14 protein-coding genes are annotated in these 12580 nt (G+C 60.9%); 7 read left to right on the forward strand and 7 right to left on the reverse strand.

The features are described 5' to 3' along the window. Positions 1-75: 75 nt before the first annotated feature. From rimO to IEW17_RS06410, 5 genes are all read left to right on the forward strand, one after another. Complete coding sequence (rimO, locus tag IEW17_RS06390; RefSeq protein WP_188561205.1) at positions 76-1389, forward strand: 30S ribosomal protein S12 methylthiotransferase RimO; 1314 nt, start codon at positions 76-78, stop codon at positions 1387-1389. A gap of 108 nt (positions 1390-1497) precedes the next feature. Continuing rightward, positions 1498-3099, forward strand: a complete 1602-nt coding sequence (bshC, locus tag IEW17_RS06395; RefSeq protein WP_188561206.1) for a bacillithiol biosynthesis cysteine-adding enzyme BshC — start codon at positions 1498-1500, stop codon at positions 3097-3099. A gap of 12 nt (positions 3100-3111) precedes the next feature. Further along, complete coding sequence (locus IEW17_RS06400) at positions 3112-3702, forward strand: 5-formyltetrahydrofolate cyclo-ligase (RefSeq protein WP_188561207.1); 591 nt, start codon at positions 3112-3114, stop codon at positions 3700-3702. Between the two features lie 123 nt (positions 3703-3825). Next, positions 3826-4350: an ExbD/TolR family protein gene (locus IEW17_RS06405; RefSeq protein WP_188561208.1), complete on the forward strand. Its 525-nt coding sequence runs from the start codon at positions 3826-3828 to the stop codon at positions 4348-4350. Further along, a complete protein-coding gene (locus tag IEW17_RS06410) occupies positions 4347-5183 on the forward strand; it encodes an energy transducer TonB (protein WP_188561209.1) in 837 nt (278 codons plus the stop codon). Before IEW17_RS06405 ends, IEW17_RS06410 begins: the two co-directional genes overlap by 4 nt. A gap of 157 nt (positions 5184-5340) precedes the next feature. Here the strand turns inward: IEW17_RS06410 and IEW17_RS06415 are convergent, their stop codons facing one another. The 3 genes from IEW17_RS06415 to mnmC2 all read right to left on the reverse strand — a co-directional run bounded on the left by IEW17_RS06415 (position 5341) and on the right by mnmC2 (position 8010). Continuing rightward, entirely contained in the window at positions 5341-5892 is a 552-nt protein-coding gene (locus IEW17_RS06415; RefSeq protein WP_188561210.1) for a GDYXXLXY domain-containing protein, read from the reverse strand. Beyond that, positions 5885-7204: a DUF2157 domain-containing protein gene (locus IEW17_RS06420; RefSeq protein WP_188561211.1), complete on the reverse strand. Its 1320-nt coding sequence runs from the start codon at positions 7202-7204 to the stop codon at positions 5885-5887. Before IEW17_RS06420 ends, IEW17_RS06415 begins: the two co-directional genes overlap by 8 nt. Positions 7205-7275: 71 nt before the next feature. Then, positions 7276-8010 (reverse strand): tRNA (5-methylaminomethyl-2-thiouridine)(34)-methyltransferase MnmC2, encoded by a 735-nt coding sequence (gene mnmC2, locus IEW17_RS06425; RefSeq protein WP_188561212.1) that lies wholly within the window; start codon positions 8008-8010, stop codon positions 7276-7278. Between the two features lie 28 nt (positions 8011-8038). Here mnmC2 and IEW17_RS06430 point away from each other — a divergent pair, with 28 nt between their 5' ends. Beyond that, positions 8039-8464, forward strand: a complete 426-nt coding sequence (locus IEW17_RS06430; protein WP_188561213.1) for a thioesterase family protein — start codon at positions 8039-8041, stop codon at positions 8462-8464. A 2-nt stretch (positions 8465-8466) separates the two neighbouring features. Here the strand turns inward: IEW17_RS06430 and IEW17_RS06435 are convergent, their stop codons facing one another. Together IEW17_RS06435 and IEW17_RS06440 are read right to left on the reverse strand one after the other, a co-directional pair. Continuing rightward, entirely contained in the window at positions 8467-8790 is a 324-nt protein-coding gene (locus tag IEW17_RS06435) for a type II toxin-antitoxin system PemK/MazF family toxin (RefSeq protein ID WP_188561214.1), read from the reverse strand. Further along, positions 8777-9049: a hypothetical protein gene (locus IEW17_RS06440; RefSeq protein ID WP_188561215.1), complete on the reverse strand. Its 273-nt coding sequence runs from the start codon at positions 9047-9049 to the stop codon at positions 8777-8779. Before IEW17_RS06440 ends, IEW17_RS06435 begins: the two co-directional genes overlap by 14 nt. A 93-nt stretch (positions 9050-9142) precedes the next feature. Between IEW17_RS06440 and rlmN the strand changes: the two genes are divergently transcribed. Next, positions 9143-10222 carry a dual-specificity RNA methyltransferase RlmN gene (gene rlmN, locus IEW17_RS06445; RefSeq protein WP_188561216.1) on the forward strand — a complete coding sequence of 360 codons (1080 nt, stop codon included), beginning with the start codon at positions 9143-9145 and terminating at the stop codon, positions 10220-10222. A gap of 83 nt (positions 10223-10305) precedes the next feature. On the opposite strand, the gene IEW17_RS06450 is transcribed toward rlmN, so the two are convergent. Continuing rightward, positions 10306-11280, reverse strand: a complete 975-nt coding sequence (locus tag IEW17_RS06450; RefSeq protein WP_188561217.1) for a hypothetical protein — start codon at positions 11278-11280, stop codon at positions 10306-10308. A 211-nt stretch (positions 11281-11491) separates the two neighbouring features. After that, entirely contained in the window at positions 11492-12466 is a 975-nt protein-coding gene (locus tag IEW17_RS06455; RefSeq protein WP_188561218.1) for a YihY/virulence factor BrkB family protein, read from the reverse strand. Positions 12467-12580 lie beyond the last annotated feature (114 nt).

Consider the following 12580-nt stretch of genomic DNA (forward strand, 5'->3'; position numbering starts at 1 on the left):
AACCGAACCAATTCGCCCACCCGGGCATTCTATGCAATCCGCCTCCCCGCGCGGAATTCGATAATACCGTGATTCATGAAGGTTAGAAATCAGACTACCAATAAAGTAAACGTCATCACCCTGGGCTGCTCGAAGAATATCGTGGACAGCGAAGTCTTGATGGGCCAGCTCCAGGCCAACGACTTCGACGTGACCCACGAGGCCGAGAAGTCCGACGCCAACATCGTTATTATCAACACCTGCGGCTTTATTGACAATGCCAAGCAGGAAAGTATCGACACCATTCTGCGCTACGCGGACGAGAAGGCGGCGGGCCGCCTGGACAAGCTCTACGTGACGGGCTGCCTTTCGCAGCGCTACAAGGACGAGCTGGAAGTGGAAATCCCGCAGGTAGACGCTTATTTCGGTACGCTGGAGTTGCCCCAGATGCTGAAGGTGCTGAACGCCGATTACAAGCACGAGCTAATTGGCGAGCGCCTGCTGACCACGCCGCGCCACTACGCCTACTTCAAAATTGCGGAAGGCTGCAACCGGCCCTGCTCGTTCTGCGCCATCCCGCTGATGCGCGGCCAGCACGTGGACCGGCCCATTGAGGACCTGGTGAAGGAAGCGAAGCGCCTCGCTAGCATGGGCACCAAGGAGCTGATTCTTATTGCCCAGGACCTGACCTACTACGGCCTGCAGGCCTACGGCGAGCGCAAGCTGGCTGACCTGCTCCGCAACCTGTCGGACGTGGCCGGCATCGACTGGATTCGCCTGCAGTACGCCTACCCGTCGCAGTTCCCGCTGGATGCGCTGGACGTGATGGCCGAGCGCGAAAACATTTGCAAGTACCTCGACATGCCCTTGCAGCACGGCTCCGACGCCATGCTCAAGAGCATGCGCCGCGGCATCACCAAGCGCCGGACTATTGAGTTGGTGGACACCATTCGGCAGCGCGTGCCGGGCATTGCGCTCCGCACCACGCTCATCAGCGGCCACCCCGGCGAAACGGAGCAGGACTTCCAGGAAATGTACGATTTCGTGGAGCAGACGCGGTTTGAGCGGTTGGGCATCTTCACCTATTCGCACGAGGAAAACACGCACTCGCACACCCTCGTCGACGACGTGCCGGCCGAGCTCAAGCAGGAGCGCGCCGATACCATCATGGAGTTGCAGCAGGGTATTTCGATGGAACTGAACGAGGCGCGCGTGGGCCAGACCTACAAGGTGCTGTTCGACCGCAAGGAAAGCGGCCATTTTGTGGGCCGCACTGAGTTCGACTCGCCGGAGGTGGATAATGAGGTACTGGTGCCGGTGGAGCGCGACACGTTTGTGCGCCTCGGCGACTTCGCCAACGTGAAGATTACTGCCGCTACGGACTTCGATTTGTACGGAAAGCTGGTGTAGCGGCCAGTGCGCCTCGTAAACTAACTTTTAAGTCGGGGCCGGGTTTTGTGCGGACTTTTGCCATTGGCTAAGGTTCGCACTGAACCCGGCCTTGCTCGTATTACCACCATGTCTACTCGCTGTACCACGCTGCCCTACGCCGAAACCGGTGCTTTCTCCAACCTGCTGACTGACTACATTGCCCGGAATCCGGCTTTAGCTCCGTTCTACCACCGCTTTCCCTCGCTGGAAAACTTTGCCGACCAGCTTGAGGAGAAAAAAGCTGCTTATGCGCCCGAAGCCCGCAAACGGCTGGTGAGGGCTCTGCGCGACCAGTACGGCCTGGCTCCCGAGCCGGAGCCGGCCATCGAGAACAGTCTGCTGCTGCTGGCCGAGCCCACTACTTTCACGGTGACCACCGGGCACCAGCTCAACCTGCTCACGGGGCCGCTGTATTTCATCTATAAAATTGCGTCGGCCATCAAGCTAAGCCGCGATTTGAAGACGAAATACCCGCAGTACGACTTCGTGCCGGTATACTGGATGGCCACCGAGGACCATGATTTCGCCGAAATCAACCACCTCTCGCTGTTTGGCAAAACCTACGCCTGGGACGCGGCCAACACCGGCGGCCCGGTGGGCCGGCTCCCGCTCGACGGCCTGAGCGAGCAGCTCCTGAGTCAGCTGCCACCCGAGGTGCCAGCGGCCTTCCACAAGGCCTACACCGAATCGAAAACGCTGGCTGAAGCTACCCGCAAGCTGGCCGATGCGTTGTTTGGCGAGTTCGGGCTGGTGACGCTGGATGCCGACCGCCCGGCCCTGAAACAGGCGCTGGTGCCGCTGCTGGAACAGGAGATTCGGGAGCAAACTTCCAACGCCGCCGTGCAGGCCACCAATGCCCGCCTGACGGCCGCGGGCTACAAGCCGCAGGTGTACTCGCGGCCCATCAACCTGTTTTTCCTCACCGACGAAGGCAAGCGCGAGCGCCTGGAGCCCGATGCCAGCGGGGCCGACTGCGTGGAAGTGACCATTCGCAACACGGCCAAGTGCCACAGCCAGGCCGAATTACTGACGCTGGCCCGGCAGCACCCCGAGCAGTTCAGCCCCAACGTGGTGCTGCGGCCGGTGTATCAGGAAATGCTGCTGCCCAATCTGGCCTACATCGGCGGCGCGGCGGAGGTGGCCTATTGGTTTCAGTTGAAAGACGTGTTTGCGGCCTTCGGGGTACCCATGCCGATGGTGCTACCGCGCAATTCGGCCGAGTACATCAGCCGGGCCAATGCGGGCAAGCTGAAGAAGCTGGGCCTGACCACCCACGAGATTTTCCGGCCGCTGCCCGAGTTGAAGAAGCAAGTCGGAGCTGCCTTGGGCCAGGAAGAAATCAGTTTTAAAGAACAACAGCAGACCTTGGCCGCCGCTTTCCAGCAGGTGCAGGACGTGGCCCAGCGCCTCGACCCCACGCTGGTAAAAACCGTGGCCGCCGAAGCCCAGAAAGCCGCCGCAGGCCTCGCCGGCCTCGAAAAGCGCCTGAGCAAAGCTGCCGAAACCAAGCACGAAACCGCCTACACGCAACTAGCGGCGCTCAAGGAAAAGCTTTTCCCCAGCGGCGGCCTGCAGGAGCGCAGCGAAAACGTGCTCAGCATTCTGATTAACAACCCCGGCTTTATCGAGCAGCTGCTCGAGGCTTTTGAGCCGCTGGCACTGGAGTTCACGGTGCTGGAGGAAGAATAAAACACGACGCTGATGATAAAATCCGAATTACGTCGTGCCGCATTAGCTCATCGGGCGGCTTTATCATCACAGGAAGTAGCCCATCGCAGCCAGCAGCTGTGCGACCAGCTGTTCCAGCATTTCCCGGTAGCTGAGTGGCGCTGGCTGCACGTGTTTCTGCCCATAACCCAGCGCCACGAGCCCGACACCTGGCGCATTATTCGTCGCATTTGGGCCGAAAAAATGCCCATTCGCCTCGCCGTACCCGTGGTACCGGCCGATGGCGTTTCGCTGACCCACTACGAGCTGACTGCCGAAACGCTGCTGCACCTCAACCGCTGGGGTATTCCCGAGCCCGCCGCCGCTACCGAAGTGCCGGCCACCGCTTTCGACGCGGTGCTGGTGCCGCTGCTGGCCATGGACCGCGCCGGCCATCGTGTGGGCTATGGGGCGGGCTACTACGACCGATTTCTGGCCCAGTGCCGGCCGGGCACGCAATTCATCGGCCTCAATGTGCTTAATGAGCCGCTTCCCGAAGCCATTGCCGACGTGCGGCCGACCGATGTGCCGCTCACGGCCTGCCTGAGTCCGGGCGGCGTGCAGCACTTCGGAAGCATTCGGTAGTAACGTGTTTTTCGTGTGGGATGATATGCGCTTAAAAATATAATTTTTCGCGGTAAATCACTCACAATAAGGCCTTCGGGCGGGGCGTTGGTCGGCTATCTTTCACTTAATTGGATAGCACCCATGGCCGAAATCCAGCAGCAAGCCGCCGGCTCCCACAGGCCCGGCAAACGACGAGCGAAGAAGATGTCGACCCGTATCGACATGACGCCCATGGTAGACCTGGCATTTCTGCTGCTCACCTTCTTCATGCTCACCACCACCTTCGCCCGGCCCTACCAGATGGAGCTGAATATGCCGGTGAAAAGCAAGGTGGACACCCCGGTGCGGGAATCCACCGCCATGACCATCCTGCTCGGCAAGGGCCATCGGGTGCACTACTTCTTCGGGCTGAATACGCCCAAAGGCACCGTCGCGGCCGCCCCGGAGTTGCACACCACCAACTTCACCGCCACCGGCATCCGACAAGCCGTGCGGCGGCGGCAGCAGCAGGGCCCGGTGATTGTCCTGATTAAGTCCAGCCCCAACGCCAAGTACCAGGACCTGGTGGACATCCTGGACGAAATGAACCGCACGCACCAACAGCAATACGCCCTCGTGAAAATCACGCAGGACGACTTAACCCTTCTTAACCGCGCAACTTTATGATGACCAATGCCCAGCTGGCCACGGCCAGCCTCGACGACATCGTGTTTGATGGCCGCAACCGCGGCTATGGCGCCTACGTGCTCCGGGCCCTCTACCAGCGCCACATCATGCGCGCGCTGATAATTGCCATCGCCATGTGCGCGCTACTGCTGGTATTTCCGCTGGTGGCCCAGCTGCTGAAAGAACCGCTGCCAACCGTGGCCCCGCCCATCGTGGTGGCCAACCCCATTATCATCGACATGCCCACTGAGCCGGAGGCCCCCGTGGTACCGCCGGCCGCGGTGAAGCCTCCTACGATGCCCCCGCAGCCGCCCACGATGAAAAACGTGATACCGATTGTGGTGGAGGAAAAGCTCGCGCCCAAGGAAAGCGAGGTGCCCAGTCAGGAGGAGCTGCTGGGCAAAGAATCCGGCACCCGCACTGAAACAGGCGACCCCAACGCGGGCGCTACCACTTCGGAAATTTTGCCGATTGCCAAGGAGAGCCAACCTGTCACCGACGTGGTAGAAATCCGCCCCTACACCTACGTAGAGCAGATGCCCGAATTGCCCGGTGGCGGCGGGCAGCTGGCCATCGTAACGGCCATTCAGAAAGCGGTGAAATACCCAGGTCTGGCTCTGCGCAACGGCGTTGAAGGCAAGGTGTTCGTGAGCTTCACGGTGAACCCCAAGGGCGACGTGATTGACGTGAAAATCGTGAAAGGCCTGGGCTCGGGGCTTGATGAGGAAACCCTGCGGGCCATCAAGACCTTGCCCAGGTTCATTCCCGGCAAGCAAAACGGCCGCGAGGTCAGCGTGTCGTTCACCGTGCCCGTCACGTACCGGATTCAGTAGGGATACCTGCTAGCAATAAAACGTCCTGCTGAGCTTGTCGAGGCATCTCGCGTGGGGTAGTAACTCAATCGATTGGATTACTACTCCACGCGAGGTGCCTCGGCTCCGCTCAGCAGGACGTTCCTTTTTTGTGCGATTCATAGATTTTGCCTTGATGCTATTTCTTCGGCACCGCTACGCTGGCAATGCGCGCCTGGCCCCACGGCGCAATGCTGACGCGCACCCGCAACGGGTGCAGGCGGCCGGCTTTTTCGAGGCGCAGGCCGCTGCCTTCGGGCACGTAGTAGCGCTCCAGGTTGAAGCGCAGGCTAACCGAGCTGCGGTACACATCGGTAACCCAGCCGCGCAGCACGGCTTGGCCCACGCCGGGCTTGGGCGCTTGTGGGTAGACTCCAACGGCCGTGCTGAGGCTGTCGGGACCAGCAGCCAGCAGCACGAATACGGCCTGACGGCGGCGCGGCGGCGCCTCATCGCGCCACAGGCGCAAGGGGCTTTCACTGATGGCGTAGCGCAGGCGCACAAAGTCGCCGTAGAGCAAATCGCGCGGGTCGATGGGCGTAGTGGCCAGCATTACCTGCTGGCCCAGGGCCGTGGTGGCGTAGCCCGCACCGGCCACCCCCAGAATATAGAGCACCTGCACCGCCACTAGCAGGCGCAGCAGCGGCCGGCGGCGCGTGGGGGCTGAAAACCAGGTGAGCAGGTCAGTCATTACGAGGTGGATTTTCGGGCGAGGGCGAGGAGGCCACGGGCGCGACCGGGCCAGGTGCATCAGTTAAATTTCCGGCTGGGCCAGTAGCGGAGGCCTCCGCTACTGGCCCAGCCGCGGCCAAAACCTGCGCATTGCGCCGCCGCAAATACCAGCTCAGGCCCAGCAGCAGCACGCCGCCCACCAGGAAAAACAACGACTTATCCATGAAGCCCCAGGTGAGCTTGAAGTACGCCACGGCGGTAGCGGCCACGAATAGCACCGCGCCGACGGTCAGCTGCTCGGGGTCCTGGTCGCGGTTGGCGCGGGCCAGCACCGAGCCGGCGTGGGCATACAGCACCACCAGCGTGGCCACGGCCAGCGGCAGCCCACCCGGCAGGTAGAAGCCCGGCAGCAACAGCAGCCACTCGGGCAGCGAGTTGAGCCGACCCCGCGCCCGCTTGCCCGCCACCGACACCGCCAGCACCGCTCCCAGCGCCCCCAGGTAGGGCAGCAGCGGCGGCCGCAGGATGTTGGCGTAGGCATCGGTTTCGCCAAAAATAGCCAGCCCGAACATGAATAGATACGCCGCCACCAGCGGCGGCACCTGCAGGGCCCGACCCCCGGCGCGGTTAGACTGCCAATCGCCGGCCGCGTAAATCGCCATGGCGGGCACGAAAAACCAGGTGATTTTGGAATGCAGCACGATAATGAGCAGCCCCGCCTGCCACAGCAGCCCCACGGCCAATACGGTACTGGTCACGACATCGGGCCGACGCCACCAGTAGTAGCCCAGCCCGGCCGCCACCAGCCATGCCGTGACGTAGCTGAAAATCCCCAGCGACTCCACGCAATACGTCTGCACCGCTGCGCCAATCAGCACCGTGAGCAGCACCAGCAACCGCGAGCCATACACGTAGCTCAGCGCTACGCCAGCCACTACCCAGGCCAGCAGGCCACTGGCATCGTAGCCCACCAACTGGTAGAGCTGGCTGGTGAGAATGATGCTGGCGCCGAACAAAATCAGCCCCAGCCCGATAAGGCCGTGGCCCAAATCGGGGTTGCCGCGCCGCAGGAAATAGGCTCCCGCGCCATAGCTGCCCAGCAGGCTGCCCAGCAACAGCGCCAGCCGCAGGGCGGCGGGCAGGCCCTGCCAGTTGGCCGCCACCACGCTCAGGCCGCTGAGGCCCACCAGCAGGCTGCCCAAAATGGGCAACAGACCCAACGCCTGCGCTTCGGGCGGGTAGCGGGCCAGCAGCTTTTGTTGCTGCGCTGCGCTGATGAGGCCGTCGGCGACCCAGGCGGGGCTTTCGGTTTCGAGAAATTTGCGGGACAAAAGAGTGACTGAGTGGAAGCGTGACTGAGTGGAATAACATTTGACCAGAATGCAAAAGAAAGCAACAGCACTCAGTCACTCCCCCGCTCAGTCACTCCCTTCACGGCCCGCGTCATTTCGCGCTTGCCGGGGGGGCCCGGCAGCCGCTCCGTCATCCAGCCGGCGGCCCGCAGGTGGCGCCGGAACTGGCCTTGGGCGCAGTAGCTCACCAGCACCGCGCCGGGGGCGGCGGCGTAGTGGAGTTGCGCAAAAACTGCTTCGGTCCACAACTCGGGCTGCTTTTCGGGAGCGAAGGCATCGAAATAAATGAGGTCGTAGTAGTGGGCCGGCAGGTTGGCTTCTTGCAGCGGCTGGTGCAGCTTTCGCAGCACAAAACCGGGCAACAGCGCCACTGGCGGGCCCCAGGGTGCGGCGTGCAGCTCGGCAAACAGCTTGCGCAGCGGCGTGCCGCGCTGGTCCCACTCCGGCTGCAGGCCCGCCACCACGGCCGGCAGCAGCGGGAAGGTTTCGAGGCCATCGTATTCGACACGGGCTCCCGTCGCCTGGCTGGCTTCCAGGGTCAGCAGGGCATTGAGGCCGGTACCCAGGCCAATTTCCAGGATGCGCACCGGCCGGGACGCTACGGCAGCGGCCTCCAACAACGGCATCAGCCCGTGCCGGATGAAAACGTGCGCCGACTCCTGCCGCGCCCCGTGCTGTGAATGGTAATGCTCGTTGAGCGCGGGCACGAACAGCGTGGCCGAACCGTCGGCCGTGACGCGCACTTCTACCTTTGGCCCTTCCTGGCTTGGCTCCTGGTCAGTCATTTTTAATTCTCAATTTTTAATTCACCCCATGGCCCGCGTAAAAGTAGCCCTGCCCGATACCTTCTCCTTTACCACCGAAATTCCGGTGCGCATCACCGACCTGAACTACGGCGGCCACCTTGGCAACGACGCCCTGCTGGGCCTGCTGCACGAGGCGCGGGTGCATTTTCTGCGCTCGCTGGGCCTGGAAAACGACTACGACCCAGTGAGCAAGCTCGGCCTCATCATGGTCGACGCAGCCGTGGAGTACAAGGGAGAAGCCTTTCACGGCGACGTGCTGCACATCAAAATGGCTGCCGCCGACCCCAACAAATACGGTTTCGATGTGGTGTACCACGTGCACAACCAAGCCGGCAAGGAAGTGGCCCGCGCCAAAACCGGCATGCTCTGCTTCGACTACAACATCCGCAAGCTGCGATTGCTACCGGAGGCGCTGGCGGCACAGGTAGCATAAACTTAAAGCTGGTACACCCGACGCATTGCCGCATCAACCTGAGCCAATTCGTCGGTAGAGAGACGGCCCATTCCGTGCTGTATTTGCCGCCGGTCAAGAGTAGCCAGCTTAGCTATCCGCAGCAGCGAGGGCCGCGTGAGACCAGTATGGGCGGCGGGCAGCAACGTCAGGTCATCCGGCTCCGATTTGTCTGCCTGCGAAGAAATAAAGGCCACCGTGACTTCCGCACGGCGCACCGCCAGCACCAACACGGGCCGCATTTTCTTACCGCTCAAGTCTGAAAACGGAAAGTTCAATAGCACAATGTCGCCCTTACTCGGCTGCATCGGCGGACGGCATATCGTAGCGAAATTTCACATCGGCCAGCGAATACACATCCTCAGCCTCGTCGTGTAGAAAGGCGAAGGTTGACGAAGTCAGGACGTGCGTCGCTATCTGCTGGGTCAGTAAGGCAGCGTCAGCAAGGGCCCGCTGCTGCTGTCGCTGCCGCAAAAAAGTGGCAAAGTCCAGCACCTCGGCCGCTTGCTCTTCGGCCAGCTCAGCCAAAATCCGGCTGGTTTGTTCAATGATTTGCTGGTGGCTCATGGGCGAAAGCGAAAGTTCTTCTGCAAAATACGCCGCCCCCGCTAAAAGTTCACCCCCGGAACCCAACGCCCTACCTGCTTGTATCTTTGTGCTATGTTACTGGAACTACCCCTCGCCCCTACGCCCACCAAACGCGACATCCGCAAAACTTCGTCCGACGACCTGAAGACTTTTATGGTCGAGCACGGGGAGAAACCCTTTCGCGCCAAGCAGGTGACGGAGTGGCTGTGGAAGAACACCGCCGCCACGTTTGAGGAGATGAATAACATCTCGGTAGCAACGCGTGAGCTGCTGGCCGCGCACTTCGTGATAAACGGCGTGACGGTGCAAAACAAGCAGCTCAGCAGCGACGGCACCATCAAATCGGCCTTCAAACTCTACGACGGTAACGTGGTGGAAGGCGTCCTCATCCCGCACGATACGCGGATGACGGCCTGCATTTCGAGCCAGGTGGGTTGCTCGCTCACCTGTAAATTTTGCGCCACCGGCTACATGGACCGCAAGCGCAACCTCGATGCGGCCGAGATTTACGACCAGGTGGTGCGCATCCGGGAGCAGTGCGAAAGCCAGTACGGCACGCCGCTCACCAACATCGTGTACATGGGCATGGGCGAGCCGCTGCTCAACTACGCCAACGTGGTGGAAAGCGTGCGCCGCATCACCTCGCCCGATGGCCTGAACATGGCCCCGCGCCGCATCACCATCAGCACGGCGGGCATCGCCAAGATGATTAAAAAGCTGGCCGATGACGACGTGAAGGCCAACCTGGCCCTCTCGCTGCACGCGCCCACCGATGCCAAGCGCAACGAAATCATGCCCATCAACGAGGCCAATTCCCTGGCCGCGCTGAAGGAGGCCCTGCAGTATTACCACCAGAAAACTGGCCGCAAAGTCACTTATGAATACATCGTATTCGACGGCTTCAACGACGGGCTGGACGATGCTGAGCACCTCGCCAAGATTGCCAAGTGGCTACCCTGCAAGGTGAACCTGATTGAGTACAACCCCATCGAAAACGCCGACTACCAGAACGCGGCCGACGACAAAATCACCGCCTTCCACAAGCACCTGTCCGACCGCGGCGTGCAAACCAACATCCGCCGCTCGCGCGGCAAGGACATTGACGCCGCCTGCGGGCAGCTGGCGGTGAAGGAGGAAAGAGAAGTAGCCTAACGGAAGGGCAGCAGTTATTTTTTCGAGCCCGGCCACCGGTTTTCTTCGCACCAAACGGTCTGCGGCCGTTCCGAAAAAAAGCTCTACCGGCCCGTTTTGCCGAAGCGATAGGTGAAATCGTAGTACACGGGAATGATTCCTGTGCCGCTGCCCACGTCGTTTGCCGCAGAAAAATTGAGCGTATAGGCGGCGGCAACGCCGAAGCTGGTGCGGGGCCAATTAATTTTCACACCATAGAGCCCCCCCATACCCGCTTCGTTTATCAGGTAGTTCTCGCTGAGCAAGGACAGCCGGCGCGACACCCGCGTCTGGCCCCCGAACTGAAACACCGGCTCAGAGCCAATCTCCTGCTCAAAAAAACCGTAGCCCAGCCCGGCCGTGAAGTTGTTATCGGCGCTACCGTAGGTAGCCGTGCCATAGAGAATGCCCGCGCCGAAACTTTGACGCCGGTTGGAGCTGAACCCGAAGGTGGGAATACGTAAGTACAGCACGCCGGCGCCTACTCCGAACCGCTCACTGACGGGCAGGGTAATTTTAGGGGTGAGCACCAAAAGCTGGTTGATGCCGAAGCCTGGAATCAAGGAAACATAGCCGCCGACGGAAATGTATTGGTTGACACCGTAATTGGCACCCACCAAGAACAGGCTGACAACTTGCAACGACCCTTCTCCCTGGCGCAGGCCGCGGCCTGTCGGAGCAAAGAAGATGCGGTTGCCGTTGCCAATATCGAAATAGTTGTGCTTGCCGGTCAGCATCGCCAGCCGCTTAACGTTGGCGCGCGGCACCTTCACTACGCCCAAATCCGTTGTTTCAAATTCCAGTTCCTCCGCATTTGCGGCGCGCAACACGCCCGAGAACGACGTACCGGACTGCAGCTCGACGTCGTAGCGACGGCCCAGTAGTTCGCCCGGCGTCTTGTCGTTGGGCAAAGCCGGAACGGCCGGGGGCGCTGCCACAGGCGGGGCATTGAGCACGGGCGGCACCGTTTGAGCTACGGCCGCGGCGTTCGTGAGAACAAAAGCCAAGAGCAAGGACCAGAAGGATAGTATTTTTTTCATGGGAAAGGTATGTTTCCCCAAAGATGGCACCGCATCGCCTTAAAGTGGCAACCCAAAAATTTCGCTTTCCAGACTTTAACAAACCACTTACCACCCACTCATAGTAAACGTATCACATTCACAATAAACTGAAATTAAAGTAGTTGTGATGATATTTTCACCAACTAACGGAATACAAAAAAGGACTTTTCAAGTCAGAACGCGTCCCGCCCTATCCCTTCCAGCGGCCCGTGGAGCGGGGCCGGCCGGTGGCAATTTCCTCTTCGGATTCGCCCTTGGGGATTTCCTCCACGCGCACCCGCACGGCGTGGGCCTTGGGCTGTACCTTCTGGCCGAAGGCATCGGCAAATTCCTGGGTGAATTCGGCACCGAAGAAGATGATGAGCGAGGAATAATTGACCCAGAGCAGCAGCACAATGGCCGAGCCCGCCGCCCCGAACGCCGAGCCCGGGTCGGCCTTGGCAATGTAAAGGGCAATAAGGATTTTGCCAACCACGAAGAGCAGCGCCGTGATGAACGCGCCCACGCCCACGTCGCGCCAGCGGATGATGGCATCGGGCAGGAAGCGGTAAATCAGCGCAAACAGCAGCGTGGTGACGCCCAACGACAGCACAAAATCGACGAGCTTGATGGCCAGCACGCCCACGTCGGGCAGCAGCATCTGCAACCACCCGGTGAAGGTGCTGAGCACGGCGCTCACCACAAAGGAGATGAGCAGCAGCAGGGCCACGCTCAAAATCAGCCCAAAGGAGAGAAACCGCTGCTTGATGAAGTCCCCGATGCCGATGCCCGTGGTTTTCACCTTCAGGTTCCAGATATCGTTGATGCTTTCCTGCAGGGTGACGAAAAACGTGGTGGCCGCAAAAATCAGCGTGGCGATACCGATGACCGTGGCGACGGGGCCGCGCTGCTGCAAGGTAAACTTGGCGATGCTTTCCTGCAGGAACTTGGCTGAGTCAGCCCCGACGAGCCCCTTCAGCTGCCCGTAAATCTGGCCGGTGAGGGCTTCGCCGCCGTACACCGCGCTGGCCACCGTGATGACAATGAGCAGCAGCGGCGGCAGCGAAAAAATGGTGTAGTAGGAAAGCGCCGCCGCGTGGCGAAACGAGTTGTTGGTACTGAATTCGGACGCTGAGGATTTGAGAACGGTCAGAATATCGGCGAGCTTGTACTTAGAAGTAGTCATGTAGCAGGTAATGAGACATCGGTGTGCTGCGCCTGCTAATACGGCCGGATTGGGCCGGCGTTGGGCCCTGGCCCCACTTGGCGAGTGGTCTGGCCGCAGGGCCGCCGTAGGCCC

Origin of the sequence: Hymenobacter frigidus (genome assembly GCF_014640435.1) — a bacterium.
Lineage (GTDB): Bacteria > Bacteroidota > Bacteroidia > Cytophagales > Hymenobacteraceae > Hymenobacter > Hymenobacter frigidus.